Genomic DNA, 15,019 nt, shown 5'->3' on the forward strand with positions numbered 1-15,019 from the left:
ATAAACTTGAGAGCCGCCAGTCAGCCTGAGCCTGTCGAAGGCTCTGGCGTCAGCCATTATGCATAATTCACGTTAAACTACGTAGAGGAATGCTTAGCCGAGAATCTATTGATTTTTTACTCGCTTGTTAAACTGGTACGCTACCCCCAGATACGAGTAAAAAATGCCGCTCTTGAAATTAGACCGCGCAAACGGCGACAACTCAAATGCGACCCGAACATTGGGCAGAATGGTAAGCGGAACCACCCGGACGCCTACGTGCAGAGCGTATCCTTCGAGCACATCGGTGTCAGCGAGTGAGTTGAGGGCGTTGAACCGCGCGCTGGCTCCAACGTAGTAATTGGCCGTGGTGGTCTGCCGAACGTTGATCATGGGCGCTAACGTAGTACTCAACGAGCCAAACAACGTGTTGGTCTGCACCCGTGCATCGAACCAAACGGGCTTGTTCGGATTAGTGCTCACCGACAAAAACGAGTTGAACGGATAATACGCCACCGAAGCCTGACCAAAGGCGATGAATGGGCAAAACAGAAACAGGGAAAGGGCGATTGATTTCATATCGATTGAGTGAATGAGCGAATGAGTGATTGAGTGAATTTCAGACAGAGCCAGTCACTCATTCGCTCATTCACTCAATGGGTTTATTTCATCATCTTATTCAGCTTGCCAGATGCCTGCATGGTGTTCATTTTCTTCATCATCTTCCGCATCTCATCGAACTGCTTCAGGAGGTTGTTTACCTGCTGAATGGTGGTGCCGCTACCGGCCGCAATCCGCTTTTTACGGCTCGCGTCGATCAGGTCGGGGTTCGACCGCTCTTTGGGGGTCATGGAATTGATGATGGCTTCGATCGGGGCAAACGAGTTGTTATCGATGTCGAGGTCTTTGATCATTTTGCCCATGCCCGGAATCATGCCGAGCAGATCTTTGATGTTACCCATCTTCTTGATCTGCTGCAACTGCGAGAGAAAATCCGAGAAGTCGAATTTGTTTGCCCGCATCTTGGCGTTGATCCGCTTGGCTTCGTCTTCGTCGAACGCCTGCTGGGCTTTTTCAACGAGCGAAATCACGTCGCCCATGCCCAGAATCCGGCTTGCCATCCGGTCGGGGTAAAACACGTCGAGGGCTTCCATTTTCTCGCCCGTGCTGATAAACTTAATCGGTTTCTCCACTACCGACCGAATCGAGAGTGCGGCCCCACCTCGGGCGTCACCATCGAGTTTGGTCAGCACCACCCCATCGAAATTCAGGCGGTCGTTAAAGGTTTTGGCCGTGTTTACGGCATCCTGACCCGTCATCGAATCCACGACAAACAGGGTTTCTGAGGGATTTATGGCCGCCTTTACGTTCTCGATTTCCTGCATCATCTGCTCATCGACGGCCAAACGACCGGCCGTATCGACGATGACGATTTTCTTGCCGGTTTTCTTCGCGTGGGCAATGGCGTTGCGGGCAATCTCAACGGCATTTTTATTTTCTGGCTCGGCATACACCTCTACACCCACCTGCTCGCCCAGCACTTTGAGCTGATCGATAGCGGCCGGGCGGTAAATGTCGGCGGCTACGAGCAGCACACCCCGGCCCTGTTTTTTGAGATAAGCCGACAGTTTGCCCGAAAATGTGGTTTTACCCGACCCCTGCAAACCCGCAATCAGGATAACAGCGGGGTCGCCTTTGGTATTGATCGACTCCGCCTGACCACCCATCAGTTCGGTTAGTTCTTCCTGAACAATTTTCACAAACAACTGACCCGGCTCTACGGCAATGAGTACCTTGCGGTCGAGGGCTTTTTCCTTTACCCGGTCGGTTACTTCTTTGGCTACCTTGTAGTTTACGTCGGCATCGGTCAGGGCCCGGCGTACCTCTTTGATGGTGGCCGCTACGTTGATGTCGGTGATGCGGCCTTGCCCTTTGAGGGTCTTGATGGCCTTATTGAGTTTATCCTGAAGATTTTCGAACATGGTCTCTACGACGTTGGACAAAGAAACGTCAGGTAGTTCGTCTGCTGTCTACCGTCGGTTCGTTTACTGTCTGAATTTCTGCAAAGATAACCATTTCTGTTGGCACCTTGTGAATAGGTGCCACTTGTCTATTTTTGGGGCCGTCTTTCCCGAACCGGTTTCTGTTCAACGCTTCAATCACGTATGCTCCGTTATCTGCTTTTCATCTGGTTACTGGCACCGGCAGCCTGGGCTCAGACCGACTCGGTTCTGATTTCGGGCCGTATCCGTAATCTGACCCCTCAGCTCTACCGGCAGTCGCCCAATGTGCTCATCAGCCGCAACAATATGCTTCGGTCGGAGGCCGAGCTCATCCGGCCGGCTCCGCTTAACCCCGATGGTACGTTTGCCGTAAAAATGCCCCTTGTTTTGGATCAGGAAGAAATGTCGCTGGCATTTGGGCCGGTCCGCACGGCGTTTCTGGCTGCCCCCGGCACGCTCACAATCAACCTCGATGCCGACTCGCTCTTCCGGTCGGCGGTACCGTTTACGTTTGGGGGTGTTAATGCGCAGGTAAACCGGCAGTTTGCCCGCTACAAAGCCTTCGAAGCCCGGCAAAGCCCAGTCGATGCCACGCGGCTTTCTGAGCAGGTATCGGGGCAGTCGCCCGCGTCGGTGTTCAGCCGGGTGTACACGGCATATGCGGCTCCGTTTCGCAAGTTCCGGCAGCAGGGGGGAGAGGCTGTGTTTCCGCTGGTGGAGCAATGGATTAGCAATACCAATCGCTACAACGCGGCTTCGTTTGTGTACGACATGGCCAGTGCCGAAAACCGGAAGATACCCCCAACGCTAACCGATAGCCTGCGCCCGGCTCAGGACCCGATTCTGACGGCGGCCCGGGCGGTGTCGGTGGGTCGGCTGGCGAGTTATGTGGTGCAACACGACCCATTTCAGACGTACTCGCTACCGGTGGGGCGGCTGGCATCGCTTATGCTACGGTACGGCCGCGACCTGACCGATGAAGAAAAGAGTCGGTTGGCCGGTTGGCAGGCTGCTAACTCGGCGCGGGCTTCGGATATGCGCTACCTGCAACGGATTTTGCAACGTAGCCCCGATACGCTGCAACGGCTGGTAAGTTTTGAGACAATGGCCGATAAAGCCCGGAGCCTGATTGATACGCCATCGGTGCAAATGGTGATGGCTACCTGGCTCGCCAACGGTTTTCAGACATCGAGCATCCGAAATAGTCGACTTCTGTACGAGTATGGGCGTCCGCAACTCACCGATGCGCGGGTGATTCAGTCGCTCGATGAGTTGTACAACCTGGCCGTGGCCGACAGCGCCCGGATTCGGCGGGCCATTGCGGGAATCAATCCTAAAACCAACGATAATGCCGAGCTGGCTACGGGTATCCTGATTTCGGAAAGCAGCACCCAGAAGGGCGGGGCCCTGCTTGAGACCTGGCTGAGCCGCAACCGAAGTCGGCTGGTCTATGTGCTCTTGTGGACACTCAGTGATGAGGAAAACCGGCGGCTGGCGGCCTTGGCTCAGCAATTGCGTGAGCAGTACGCACCGGGCGAACTGTCTTTACTGTACGTTACGGCGCAGGGCGATGCCGCCGAGCGTGAGCAACTGCTCGAATACCTGATCCGAAACAACCTGCGGGGCGATCATATACTGGCCACCGCCAGTCAGCTGCCGGAGCTGATGGGGCGCTTGGGGGCCGGTCAGTTTACGGGGGCGTTTCTGCTAAACCGCGACGGCAAAACCGCCCGTGCCAACACATTTTTGCCCGATAATAACGCCCAGCTTACCAAATTGATTGACAGGTTGCTGCGGTAGTTTGAGCCAGGTTTGTCGAAAAGGTTTTCTGACCGCCCGGAGGCCCGGAGGATTACAGGATAAATAGGATTTATTCAGGTCGGAGAAAATCTCGTTTATTCCGTAATCCTGTGTCAGAAAACTTTTTTGGCAAACCTGCCGTAATGAACTTGTCGTACACGGTTGAGTCGGGAATTTGGGAGGATTCGCTTTAATTACCGTAAGTTTGTCGGTTACACTCTATCAAAAACGCTCCAATGGCTGCTGAATCTGTTGCTTCTGCTACGCGTGATGCCTGGGCGGCATTGAACGATTATTTCGACAAAATATATGTAATCAGCCTGCGCCGGGCTACCGACCGACACGCCCGCTTTCAGGAGCTTTTGCGGGGGTTGAACTACGACATTTACTGGGCCGTCGATAAACTGGACATCGACCGCGACGATATGATTCGGCAGGGGCTCATTGACGACGTGACTGTGCGCGAACCCCGGTACATTCATCCCGACGGACTGATGACGGGTGAGATTGCCTGCGCGCTATCGCACCGGGCTATTTACGAGGAAATGGTTCGGGAAGGGTACGAGCGGGTCCTCATTTTTGAGGACGATGTGGTGCCCTGCGCCGACCGACTCAACCAACTGCCCCAGGTGCTCGAACAACTACCCGCCTGCTGGGACCTGCTTTATCTGGGTTACACCAAAAACGAGGAGCTAAACAAGGCTCAACGTCGGAAACAGTGGTTTTATAATCTGGTGAGCCCGCTGGGGGTGTTGCGGTGGTCGCGCCGGGAGGCTCGTAATTACCTGCCCCGGACGTACTCGGCCAATCTGCGTCGGGCGGGTCTGCACGATTGCACCCACGCCTACGCCGTAACCCGGGCCGGTGCGCGAAAACTGGCCGACGCCCAACGGCCCTTGTTGGCCAGTGCCGACTCGATCATCAGCGTACTGGTGCTCAACGAGCAACTCGACGCTTACGTGTCGGTACCGGTTCTGTTTGAGCAGGCAGGGGATTCGTATATAAATTAGGGGAGAAGGGGAAGAAAGGGAAAAGGGAGGCCGACGCTACATATCCGGTGCGTCAGCCTCCCTTTTCCCTTTTCCTTTTACTCCTTTTCTCCTTTATTTCTGATACGTCCCGAAGATGTGGTCCCAGAGGGGCGATGATACCCCGTAGTTGCTGTCTTCGTTTTTGTAGTGGTGGATACTGTGGTTGATCCAGAGCCACTTGAAGAAGTTTTTAGGCGGAGCGTAGGCGTGCACAATGAAGTGAATGGCCAGATAGCCCGAGTAGCCTACCAGAAAACCCGGAAAAAACGCGTACGAAGCCTCTCCCATAATCAGGAAGAAAAAGCCAAAAAAAGCCAGCCACATGAAAATAGCCAGAGCTGGCGGCATGGCCAAACGAGTCTTGTCTTTCGGGTATTCGTGGTGTACACCGTGGAATGTATACTGGATTTTGGCCCGTTGCGGGGTTTTGGGCTCCAGGTGATACAAAAACCGGTGCAGAATGTACTCGAACAGGGTAAAAATGAAAAAACCACCTACAAACAACCCGCCAATGGCGCTGTTCGACATATCGGTGTACGTGAAGGCATACCACATCAGCACGACCGAAGAAACCAGCCACATGCTGATCGGCACCATGATGTGGGTGCGTGAAAGAGCCTCCAGAATGGGATTGTCGAAAAGTTGTTTGGTACCGTTGTTTTTAGGACGAGCATGGTAGCCCGGGCGGAAATCGTCTATTTTAGCTTGCATAATAAGGTTGTTGTTGATTGGTATGCAGGCTGGCTAATAAACGAGGATAACCGGTTGAACAAGAGGCTGTAACACGGTTGTGCGCTCGCAATGGCCCTCCTGCACATGCTTGGTACAGTAGAATAGTGCGCAAAACTATGTGGTAAACTCACTTGACCACCTCTGGGTTCAGCGAAGATTATGGAATGGGCAGAACATACAAACAGAACTTATTTTAGTGAAAAAAATAGGTTAACTCTGCTTGTTGACAACCAAGGTGTCGGCTACCCTCTCCTGCATATTGGAAAAATTTCCGGCTGGGAGTTTTTGCCGGATAATGAGCCGGAGTGAGTTGTCGTAGGTGAGGTAGTTCCACATCCAGTTAATCAGGATCAGGAGCCGGTTTTTCACCCCCACAATGGCCATCAGGTGAACCATGAGCCAAGTAAGCCAGGCCAGAACACCGCTAAATTTCAGAAAAGGTAAATCGACAACGGCCAGCCCACGCCCAATGGTTGCCATGGTGCCGAGGTCTTTGTAGGTGAAGGGTTCGAGTGGCTGGTTTTTGATAAGCCGCATCAGATTTTTGCCCAAATGCTTCCCCTGCTGAATAGCCGGTTGAGCTATTTGGGGGTGCCCGTTGGGCCAGGTCTCACCCTCGGCCATGAGGGCTACGTCGCCCAGTGCAAAAATATCCGTGAAGCCTTCAACCTGACTATACCGGTTAACCAGCACCCGGCCTCCGCGCCCCATTACTTCGGGTGGCAAACCCGCCAAAGGTGTTGCTTTCACGCCCGCAGCCCAAATCAGGTTGTTGGTGCGCAAACTGGTGCCGTCGTTCATGTGCACCGTACGGCCGTCAAAATCTTTGACGCGGGTATTCAGGCGGACATCCACACCCAGCTCGCGCAGGTACTCCTCCGACTTCTTATGTGAGTTTTCTGACATGGGTCCCAGCAGTTCACCCCCCGATTCGATCAGAAAAATCTGCATCATCTCAAAATCCAGCTCCGGGTAGTCGCTGGGCAATACCGTGCGTTTCATTTCGGCCAACGTGCCGCAAAGCTCCACACCGGTGGGGCCACCGCCTACTACCACCACGTCCATGAGGCCATCGCGTTCATCGTCGGTCTCGACGCTCAGGGCATCCTCAAAATTTTGCAGAATCCGGTTGCGGAGCGCAATCGCTTCGGATACCGATTTCATCGGCAAAGCTTTCTCAATGATGTTCTGCTGCCCAAAGAAATTCGTGTCGGCCCCGGTTGCCATGACCAGATAATCGTAGGAGATAGGACCTAACTCGGTATCGATTTCTTTATCGGCCGGGCGAATCTGCGTGACCGTCGTAACCCGAATATGTACGTTTTTATAACCCGCAAACACAGCCCGCAGCGGAAACAGAATGGAATTGGCTTCGAGCCCGGCGGTGGCTACCTGATAGTACAGCGGCTGAAACTCGTGGTAGTTGGTTCGGTTAACCAGTACCACCTGAAATTCGCGCCGATCAGCCAGCATCCGGGCCAGTCGGAGCCCACCAAAACCCGCGCCTACGATCACGATGCGCGTCTGTCCGGTTTGAGGTATGTTTGGATTCATAAATTCAGTTATGGGTGAACAGTGAACAATTGCCAGTGAACAGTAGGTAGTAGTTACCTGCTGGTTGTTCGTTGTCCGTTGTTCATTGTCCGTTGTCCACTGTTGGTTGCTAAAACGCGCTCATAATGCTGCTCGTACATGGGCAGAATTTTCGACAGTTCGAATTCGCGGGCGCGGGCCAGGGCATTCTCTTTAAAACGCGGCAGATTCTCGTCGTCGAGTATGTACAACGCGTTTTTGACCATGTCGGCCACGTCGCCAACTGGGCTCAGAAAACCCGTTACGCCCTGAATGTTCAGCTCCGGTAGGCCACCGGCGTTTGACGTGATAAGGGGCACCTCGCAGGCGAGGGCTTCGAGGGCGGCCAACCCGAAGCTTTCGTTTTCGGAAGGCATCAGAAACAGATCGGCCACCGACAAAATCTCCTCGACGGCATCGAGCTTGCCCAGAAACCGGACATCGTCGCTGATCCCCAGTTCGCGGCATAGTTGCTGAATACGGGTCCGCTCGGGTCCGTCGCCGGCCAAAAGTAGCTTCACCGGAATCTGCTGACGGAGGTGGTAAAACGTCATCACGGCATCGTCGATACGTTTCACCCGCCGGAAGTTAGAAGTATGCACCACCAGCTTCTCGCCGTTGGGGCAAATCGCCGTTTTGAAGTGGTCTTTGTTCTGGCGCTTGAAGCGGGTCAGGTCAATAAAGTTCGGAATAACCTCCACCTCACGGGTAATGTTGAAATGGGCGTAGGTGTCTTGCCGCAGATTTTCAGAAACCGCCGTGACTCCGTCCGATTCATTGATACTAAACGTTACGACCGGTTCGTAGGAGGCATCTTTGCCCACCAGCGTAATGTCGGTACCGTGTAGGGTAGTCACAACAGGCACATGCCGCCCTTGTGACCGCAAAATCATTTTAGCCATGTAGGCCGCCGATGCGTGCGGAATAGCGTAGTGTACGTGCAGCAGATCGACGTTCTCGTTCAGCACCACATTGACCATTTCGCTGGCCAGAGCCGTTTCGTAGGGGGGGAACTGAAAGAGTGGGTAGGCCGGAATATTGACCTCGTGGTAGAAAACGTTCTCGTTGAAAAAATCCAGCCTGGGGGGTTGCTGGTAGGTAATGAAGTGAATCTGATGGCCATTCTGAGCCAGCGCTTTACCTAATTCAGTGGCGACAACACCACTGCCCCCAAACGTGGGATAACAGACTATACCTATTTTCATGGAGAACGAATGGGCCGCTTGTGCGAACGGTTTTACACGACAACATCGTTTCTCCCGCAAATGATTTCCCGCACAGGGCAAAACATTGTGTCCAGCTGATAAAACGGGGTTTACCAACGTACCTAAACTTTCTACCTTTGATGCCCTTAACGAGCCCTTCCAAACCGATCATGACCCGTCGTCTGCCATTTTGGGCGTTTTTGCTGGGATTCGTGCGCCTGATCCGCGTCCGAAACCTACTGATTATCGTGCTGACGCAGTATCTGGCCCGCGTGTGCATCATTGCCGCCCCTGGGGCTCCATTGCGGGAGGCCCTGCTCGATCCGGTCATCCTGCTGCTTTGTTTTTCCACGGTTTGCATTGCCGCAGCGGGTTACATCATTAACGATTATTTCGATATCAAAATCGACATCATTAATAAGCCGGAACGCGTAGTGATTGGGCGTTACCTGAAGCGACGAGTGGCCATGGGGGCTCACCAATTGCTTAATCTGGCGGGTTGCGCCGTAGGGTTGTACGTCGACAAATGGGTGTTTGTGGTCAACGTATTGTCGGCTACGTTGCTCTGGTTCTACTCGGCTCAGTTTAAGCGGCAACCGTTTATTGGCAACCTGATTGTGTCGTTTCTGACGGCCCTGTCGTTGCTGGTGCTGGCGGTTTATTACCGGCAAAATGTGGATTTACTCCTTATTTATGCCGCGTTTGCGTTCGTGATTACGCTCGTTCGGGAAATCATCAAAGACATGGAAGATGTGCGGGGTGATGCCCGGTTCGGCTGCCGAACTTTGCCCATCGTTTGGGGCATTCGCCGAACCAAAGCGTTTCTGTACGTGCTAATCGCCAGCTTTATTGCTACCCTGTTCATTGTAGCCGGCGACCTGAAAAACCCCAATCTGAATGTTATCTTTTTTGTCATGCTGGTGCCCATTACGTGGCTGGTGTACCGGCTGGTCCGGGCCGATACCAAGCGTGATTTTGCGTTTCTGAGTCAGCTATGCAAGGCGATTATGCTCATGGGTGTGAGCAGTATGATCTGGGTTTAAGTCCGTTGGCTCAAAGCTTTATGTTCCATTCGGGCGGGTTAGTTAGCTTTAGTGATTTGAACGCAAACCCGTACTGTATCGTGAAAAATCTACTTCTGCTACTTCTGGGCCTGCTGCCCCTTCGGCTGCTGGCGCAAGACTGCCTTGGCCTGACGTTCAAGCCCGGTATGGGCTACGAAATGCAGAGCTACACGGCCAAAGACAAACCCAATGGCCGTATGACGTACCTCGTAAAAACTGTGCGGAAAGAGGGGGGCAATACCATTGTTGAGCTGGAGTTTCAGTCGCTCGATGAAAAGGGTAAAAGTCGGCAGGCCCCGAGTCTGATTAAATACACCTGCACCGGCGACCAACTCGTAGCCGACCTGTCGGGTATGCTGGCGTCGGGGCAAAATCAGGCGTTTAAAGACGCGGAAATGCGTATGAAAGCCAATCAGTTGGCGTACCCCCGGCAGATGAGCGTTGGTCAGAAACTGACCGATGGGCAAATGGAAGCCGAGTTTTACACCAATGGCTCGCTCATGATGGAGTCAAGTATTCAGATGACGAATCGGCAGGTCGACGGGAAAGAGACGCTGACCACCCCGGCCGGTACGTTTGAGGTGTACAAAGTATCGTCGGATTTCGACATGAAAAACCGGGTCATGGGCATCGGTATTCCTGTAAGCATGAAAAGCGTGAATTACCGCAGCGACAAAACTATTTTTGATGTTCGGACTGAGACGTACAACAAAAGTGGCAAGCTAATGGCGTACACGGTTCTGACGAAGATATTCTGAATTGTGCGTAAGTTTTTGCAACTTTGCTGCAACAATTGTGGTTAGACACCTACACGTCTGACCAAGCTGAACGCAATTTGTTGCCCATGAAAAGCAGTCTTACCTCCCATAGAGCCGATTACGTTGGTATCACCGGTTCGGTGCTCTGCCTCATTCATTGCCTGATTACCCCGGTACTGCTCGTAACGTCGTCGTTACTCAAGAACGATGTTGTTCGAACGAGCTACCTGAGCTTAGATTACATCTTTATTGGCGTCAATATTGTGGCGGTTTTCTTTGCTACCCGGCACGCGCCCGCTGGGGTACGCCGGGCCTTGTGGGGCTTTTTGGGCCTGTTTGCCGTTTGTATTATTCTGGAAGACGTAAGTGAGTTGTTCGAATACGCAGCGTACGTAGCTTCACTGGGTCTGGTGGGCTCGCACCTTTACAATATCTGGAACTGTCGCACCCAGCACAGTCACTAATTCTATCTGCCCCTTTAACCAGAAAACCCGCCAATCGGCGGGTTTTTGTATGTGTAGCCAACGTTGCAGGCGGTCGTTTTACGAATGAATACGCAGTAAGTTACCTTTCTGCTCAATCGAATACACGGTCAGGCCGCCTTGTCCTTCTTTATTCATGCCTTTACCCTCTGTATTGAAGCGGGCACCGTGGGCCGTGCAGTAAAATTCACCGTTTCGCCACGTAACCTGCTGGCGCCCTTCGTGGCTACAGGTATGCGTGACGGCCACAAACGTATTGGCCGTAGTGCGGGCTACCACCACGCCATTGCGAACAATAAATCCGCCAACGCGTGAGAGGGGCAGGCTGTCCTGATCATTCAGATCAACCTCAAAATCAACGGGGCCGACAGGGGCAACCTCGCCGGTTTGGCAGGCAGTGAGCGCCGTTAACAGGGCGGCTCCAGACAGCCCCAGATGTTTCAAAAACTGGAATCGGTTCATGGCACAAGTGAGCGATTGGGTAATACGATCAAGCTATGTGCCACGGTTCGACGGTTCGACGTTAATGCTGTCGGGGGTGTCGCTTGGAGCGCTCCGGCAATAAGGCGTTGATCTGAATAAATTCGTACAGAGCTTGTCCCAGCAGGTCGTGTGCTACCGAGCTGAGGTTCCCTCCGTTATTGTCATCAAAATATTCGGCCCGTTCCTGAATCACGCTTGCCGAGTCGAACACCGAAATGAGGTGTTGCCGACCCAACTGCCTGAAAAGCCACCGGCCTTGCCGACGGAGCCACCCGCTGATGGGGTGCAGGTGCGGCATGGGCGTCATAACAACCAGCCGACGCCGGAACGGTTCGAGATAATACAGCAGGTCTTCGAGTCGGGCTTCTACCGTTTCGAGTGGTTGCGAGCGGTTTAGTGCTTTGCGGAGCTTTAGTTTTCCGAGCGTTGCCCACTCTACCCACGGCGACCACCAACGAGATTGGGCCGCTACCGGGGCCGGTGCAAAACCATACTGCGAGGCCATTGTATTATCGGCATATACGCCCGAAAGGGTAGCGGGCGTTGCAGCGTTAATGGCTTTTTGGGTAGCGGGGTATTGTAGGGTCGCGTGGTCGAGCTGTAGTACAATTAAATCAAATCGGTTCAGGTTTAAACGGTACAGTAAGGGCAGTGCCGTGTCGAGGCTAACGGGCGTGTGTAATTCGACCCGAGCCTCCCAACCTGCCTGCTGCAACTGATGAACAAACCGGGCAACATAGCCCTGCCGCGATTTCAGATTGATCGCGGCTGAGGCATCGCCCCCGATTATTAAAATCGACACTGTTTGCTGTTTCATTCCCACGTGTATTTGGCGATGCTCCCACCTGCCTGATTGTTTATACGCCGGTGCGTTAAACTACGTTGCATTCAGGGCATTTATAATTAGTCAATCAAATCAGAAGAGTAAAGGTACTAATAATGAAGGCTTGTACATGTCTGTTAGGCTGCGTCTTTTCCATTCTGTTTATTTTGAATTAAAAAGACCCTGCGTTGCAACATTCGGGTAAGCTTCCACGTACCTTAGTTTAATACATGATTTTCTGGTAAACCGGAAATTACTTGTAGGTTCAACTCTCTAACTAACAAAACGTTGCTGTTCAGGAAGCGATCTTTCTCGGACGACGATTTGCTGAGCATCGTCGAAGCCTGCCGCTTACAGGATCCTCAGGCGCAACGGGTGTTGTTTAAGAAATTTTTCAGCTACGCCAAAAGCATTTGCCTCCGGTATTCGGCAACCACCGAAGAAGCCGAAGAGGTGCTCAACGAAGGGTTTCTGAAAGTATTTCAGCATTTACACCAGTACGACACGAGCCTGCCCTTTAAGGCCTGGTTACGGACCATCATGGTCAATACGGCCATCAGCAATTACAGACGGTATCACAAACATCAGGCCAATCTGGCGCTGGAAGACGTACCAGAGGCTCCTTTCGATGATCAAATTGTGGATCGAATCACGGCCGACGAAATTCTGGCGATTGTTCAACAGCTACCCTCTGCCTGGCGTACTGTATTCAACCTGCATGTGGTAGATGGCTACAGCCTCCGCGAAATCGCCGAAATGCTCGATGCCAACGAGGCAACCATTCGGTCGCATTTCCTGCGGGGGCGTCAACGGCTCCAGCAGTTGGTCAAACAGCACTATCCACAAATAACTTCATCTAATCTTGGCTATTATGAAACCCGATAACTTCTCCGACCGGATCAGGCAGAAGCTGGAAGGTATCGAGCCTGAGTTTCGGGAAAAAGACTGGACCCGAATGCAACAGGTGCTTGGGCACTCGACACCCGTGTATGCCATTGGGACCAAAGCCGGCTTGATGGCTGCTGCCAGCATGGTGGCCGTGATGGCGTTTGGGGGTGTGGCGTACCAGCAATACCGGACCAATCAGGAACTCCGCGAAGAGGTGAAAACCCTCACGCAGACGGTGAAAGTGCTCCGGGAAACCGGACCCGAACGCACGGCGGCTGCGGCTCCGTTGCCGCCCGATACCGTGTACCTTACCCGCGACGTGATACGGTACGTAGCGGTGCCAGTAGACCGTGTTCGCCCCGGAACCTCGGCCCCGGATAAAGGTACCCCACCGACCGAACAAGTAGCCGGCATAGCGACGGAATCGGCGGCTAATACTGACGCCGAAACCGCCCGTACCACCCCCGATAAAGCGGATTGGGCCAGTACGCCCGCATCGGCCGAGAATACCACCAACTCACCTACAACGCCTTACGCTACTGAAACAACAACTACTTCAACTAATCGCCTGTTGGGCGCTAAAACCCGGTCTGATCGGCCCAATCGTTCAAGCAGCCCGACTGGCGTGTCTGGTTCGCAGCGTCTTAACCGTTCGGACTACGCGGCTGCCGGGAAAAACAGCGGCTCCGGCATTAACGGCCCAACGGGTGCAGGTAGTGGGCAGAACCCGTACGTAGGCGCTCAGCCGACTACGGAGGCTAATGCGTCCGCAACGGGTCGCGTTGTGCAGTTGGAGTATTTGGCAAGCCGCCCGTTTGTGCGCGACACCGCTTACTATCAGGAAGGGATGGCCCGGGCCAATCGCCGGATTCGTCGGATGTTTGGCCTGACGGCACCTACACCAACGGCTGTGGCAAGTGTAATTGCCGACCGCTCCGATAATGACTGGAAGGTACGCGTGGGTCCCGGAGCCAACGTAGGTTGGCGGCAGTGGGGCGCCGGTTTGTTTGGCGAACTACGGCTCAACAACCATTGGCGGATTGGTTTGGGCCTCACAGCACTCGATTTACAGGGAGCTTCGTTTTTGACCGATGTCGATTATGGTCGTCGGATGAAACAGGATTTTCGGAGCAAGTTCGCGCCCGGTATCGACCCGCGCCACGATATTATCAACATCCAACTGAGTGGCTCTGCCTGGCAGGTGCCCATTAGTTTGAGTTACCGAATCGGGCTGGCCAAGGGCTGGTCGTTGGTGCCATCGGCGAGTGTCGCCCTGAGTGTCAGCAACCGCGAAGAAACCCGGTTCACGTACTTGCGCGGCCCTCGCATGGTGGAACCTGTCACTACGGTTTGGCGACCTGCCCAACAGATGATGCACGCTGGTTCGGTGGCGCTCTATCTGGAAAAGAACTGGGGCGATTGGGCCTTGCAGCTTGGCTCGTATGCGTCAACGCCTATGAGCAGTATGCCAAGTCGGCTCAATGTAACAACAGCCGGTGCCGGTGCCCGGTTGTTTTACCAGATCGACTGGAGGAAGAAAAAGCAGTAGAACCGCTTGAATGTGGAGCAAAAAGGCCCGGAATCGTTGATTATTTACGATTCCGGGCCCTTTTTTGTGCGTAAACACGACTCAATTGGTCGTTCATAGTTTTTCATTTATGGTTTTTGGTAGTCGAGGCTGCTTGTTACTGGATTAGGCTTACCAGCTATTCAGCAACAGGAATTCGTTTCGGATTTGGCTGCCCGAAACAGAGTGCCGACCGCAAAAACTATGAACGCTAAACTATAAACCCAAAACTACTACATGCCTAAAAATGTACTCGGTGGTCCCTTGGCCTGCTGCTGCACCAATCCCATGACGGGCTTTTACCGGGATGGTTTTTGCCGTACCGACGAATATGATCAGGGTCGGCATGTGGTCTGCGCAATTATGACCGAACCGTTTCTGCAATTCACCCGCTCGCGCGGCAACGATCTGTCAACGCCGAGGCCCGAATACCAATTTCCCGGCCTCAAGCCCGGCGACCGCTGGTGTTTGTGCGCCCTGCGTTGGCGCGAAGCCTACGAGGCTGGCGTAGCTCCGCCCGCATTGCTGGCCTGCACGCATGAGCGAGCTCTGCAATACATTGAGCTGGATGCACTGATGTCGATTGCTTTTGAAGAGTAAATCCAAAAAAAGATGACATCTCGTTTAGGGAG

At 53.4% G+C, this 15,019-nt stretch carries 15 protein-coding genes; 8 read left to right on the plus strand and 7 right to left on the minus strand.

Annotated elements, in window-relative coordinates:
- Positions 1-105 precede the first annotated feature (105 nt).
- Together F5984_RS16835 and ffh are read right to left on the minus strand one after the other, a co-directional pair.
- The gene (locus F5984_RS16835) at positions 106-558 is read right to left on the minus strand and encodes a hypothetical protein (protein WP_152125374.1); all 453 of its coding nucleotides are present in this window, start codon (positions 556-558) and stop codon (positions 106-108) included.
- Positions 559-641: 83 nt separating this feature from the next.
- Positions 642-1,961 (minus strand): signal recognition particle protein, encoded by a 1,320-nt coding sequence (ffh, locus tag F5984_RS16840; RefSeq protein WP_019988437.1) that lies wholly within the window; start codon positions 1,959-1,961, stop codon positions 642-644.
- A gap of 183 nt (positions 1,962-2,144) precedes the next feature.
- Here ffh and F5984_RS16845 point away from each other — a divergent pair, with 183 nt between their 5' ends.
- Together F5984_RS16845 and F5984_RS16850 are read left to right on the plus strand one after the other, a co-directional pair.
- Entirely contained in the window at positions 2,145-3,782 is a 1,638-nt protein-coding gene (locus tag F5984_RS16845) for a hypothetical protein (protein WP_152125375.1), read from the plus strand.
- Between the two features lie 236 nt (positions 3,783-4,018).
- Complete coding sequence (locus tag F5984_RS16850; protein WP_152125376.1) at positions 4,019-4,792, plus strand: glycosyltransferase family 25 protein; 774 nt, start codon at positions 4,019-4,021, stop codon at positions 4,790-4,792.
- Positions 4,793-4,885: 93 nt separating this feature from the next.
- Here the strand turns inward: F5984_RS16850 and F5984_RS16855 are convergent, their stop codons facing one another.
- The 3 genes from F5984_RS16855 to bshA all read right to left on the minus strand — a co-directional run bounded on the left by F5984_RS16855 (position 4,886) and on the right by bshA (position 8,322).
- Entirely contained in the window at positions 4,886-5,524 is a 639-nt protein-coding gene (locus tag F5984_RS16855) for a sterol desaturase family protein (protein WP_152125377.1), read from the minus strand.
- A gap of 231 nt (positions 5,525-5,755) precedes the next feature.
- Positions 5,756-7,099: an NAD(P)/FAD-dependent oxidoreductase gene (locus F5984_RS16860; RefSeq protein ID WP_152125378.1), complete on the minus strand. Its 1,344-nt coding sequence runs from the start codon at positions 7,097-7,099 to the stop codon at positions 5,756-5,758.
- Between the two features lie 53 nt (positions 7,100-7,152).
- Positions 7,153-8,322 carry an N-acetyl-alpha-D-glucosaminyl L-malate synthase BshA gene (bshA, locus tag F5984_RS16865; protein ID WP_152125379.1) on the minus strand — a complete coding sequence of 390 codons (1,170 nt, stop codon included), beginning with the start codon at positions 8,320-8,322 and terminating at the stop codon, positions 7,153-7,155.
- Positions 8,323-8,492: 170 nt separating this feature from the next.
- Here bshA and F5984_RS16870 point away from each other — a divergent pair, with 170 nt between their 5' ends.
- From F5984_RS16870 to F5984_RS16880, 3 genes are all read left to right on the plus strand, one after another.
- Positions 8,493-9,365: a geranylgeranylglycerol-phosphate geranylgeranyltransferase gene (locus F5984_RS16870; protein ID WP_152125380.1), complete on the plus strand. Its 873-nt coding sequence runs from the start codon at positions 8,493-8,495 to the stop codon at positions 9,363-9,365.
- 80 nt (positions 9,366-9,445) lie between these two features.
- Positions 9,446-10,144 carry a TapB family protein gene (locus F5984_RS16875; protein ID WP_152125381.1) on the plus strand — a complete coding sequence of 233 codons (699 nt, stop codon included), beginning with the start codon at positions 9,446-9,448 and terminating at the stop codon, positions 10,142-10,144.
- 86 nt (positions 10,145-10,230) lie between these two features.
- On the plus strand, positions 10,231-10,608 hold the full coding sequence (locus F5984_RS16880) for a MerC domain-containing protein (protein WP_152125382.1): 378 nt from the start codon (positions 10,231-10,233) through the stop codon (positions 10,606-10,608).
- A 78-nt stretch (positions 10,609-10,686) separates the two neighbouring features.
- On the opposite strand, the gene F5984_RS16885 is transcribed toward F5984_RS16880, so the two are convergent.
- Entirely contained in the window at positions 10,687-11,088 is a 402-nt protein-coding gene (locus F5984_RS16885) for a Rieske 2Fe-2S domain-containing protein (RefSeq protein WP_152125383.1), read from the minus strand.
- Positions 11,089-11,149: 61 nt separating this feature from the next.
- Complete coding sequence (locus F5984_RS16890) at positions 11,150-11,926, minus strand: hypothetical protein (RefSeq protein ID WP_152125384.1); 777 nt, start codon at positions 11,924-11,926, stop codon at positions 11,150-11,152.
- Between the two features lie 294 nt (positions 11,927-12,220).
- Here F5984_RS16890 and F5984_RS16895 point away from each other — a divergent pair, with 294 nt between their 5' ends.
- The 3 genes from F5984_RS16895 to F5984_RS16905 all read left to right on the plus strand — a co-directional run bounded on the left by F5984_RS16895 (position 12,221) and on the right by F5984_RS16905 (position 14,987).
- On the plus strand, positions 12,221-12,817 hold the full coding sequence (locus F5984_RS16895; RefSeq protein ID WP_152125385.1) for an RNA polymerase sigma factor: 597 nt from the start codon (positions 12,221-12,223) through the stop codon (positions 12,815-12,817).
- Positions 12,804-14,369 carry a hypothetical protein gene (locus tag F5984_RS16900; RefSeq protein ID WP_152125386.1) on the plus strand — a complete coding sequence of 522 codons (1,566 nt, stop codon included), beginning with the start codon at positions 12,804-12,806 and terminating at the stop codon, positions 14,367-14,369. Before F5984_RS16895 ends, F5984_RS16900 begins: the two co-directional genes overlap by 14 nt.
- Before the next feature lie 255 nt (positions 14,370-14,624).
- Entirely contained in the window at positions 14,625-14,987 is a 363-nt protein-coding gene (locus tag F5984_RS16905) for a DUF2237 family protein (RefSeq protein WP_152125387.1), read from the plus strand.
- Positions 14,988-15,019 lie beyond the last annotated feature (32 nt).

Source organism: Rudanella paleaurantiibacter, assembly GCF_009184635.1.
Taxonomy (GTDB): Bacteria; Bacteroidota; Bacteroidia; order Cytophagales; family Spirosomataceae; genus Rudanella; species Rudanella paleaurantiibacter.

Excerpts from the sequence above, each read along its gene's own strand:
- F5984_RS16835 (WP_152125374.1), bottom strand. The coding sequence starts at position 558 with ATGAAATCAATCGCCCTTTCCCTGTTTCTGTTTTGCCCATTCATCGCC.
- ffh (WP_019988437.1), bottom strand. The coding sequence starts at position 1,961 with ATGTTCGAAAATCTTCAGGATAAACTCAATAAGGCCATCAAGACCCTC.
- F5984_RS16845 (WP_152125375.1), top strand. The coding sequence starts at position 2,145 with ATGCTCCGTTATCTGCTTTTCATCTGGTTACTGGCACCGGCAGCCTGG.
- F5984_RS16850 (WP_152125376.1), top strand. The coding sequence starts at position 4,019 with ATGGCTGCTGAATCTGTTGCTTCTGCTACGCGTGATGCCTGGGCGGCA.
- F5984_RS16855 (WP_152125377.1), bottom strand. The coding sequence starts at position 5,524 with ATGCAAGCTAAAATAGACGATTTCCGCCCGGGCTACCATGCTCGTCCT.
- F5984_RS16860 (WP_152125378.1), bottom strand. The coding sequence starts at position 7,099 with ATGAATCCAAACATACCTCAAACCGGACAGACGCGCATCGTGATCGTA.
- bshA (WP_152125379.1), bottom strand. The coding sequence starts at position 8,322 with ATGAAAATAGGTATAGTCTGTTATCCCACGTTTGGGGGCAGTGGTGTT.
- F5984_RS16870 (WP_152125380.1), top strand. The coding sequence starts at position 8,493 with ATGACCCGTCGTCTGCCATTTTGGGCGTTTTTGCTGGGATTCGTGCGC.
- F5984_RS16880 (WP_152125382.1), top strand. The coding sequence starts at position 10,231 with ATGAAAAGCAGTCTTACCTCCCATAGAGCCGATTACGTTGGTATCACC.
- F5984_RS16885 (WP_152125383.1), bottom strand. The coding sequence starts at position 11,088 with ATGAACCGATTCCAGTTTTTGAAACATCTGGGGCTGTCTGGAGCCGCC.
- F5984_RS16890 (WP_152125384.1), bottom strand. The coding sequence starts at position 11,926 with ATGAAACAGCAAACAGTGTCGATTTTAATAATCGGGGGCGATGCCTCA.
- F5984_RS16900 (WP_152125386.1), top strand. The coding sequence starts at position 12,804 with ATGAAACCCGATAACTTCTCCGACCGGATCAGGCAGAAGCTGGAAGGT.
- F5984_RS16905 (WP_152125387.1), top strand. The coding sequence starts at position 14,625 with ATGCCTAAAAATGTACTCGGTGGTCCCTTGGCCTGCTGCTGCACCAAT.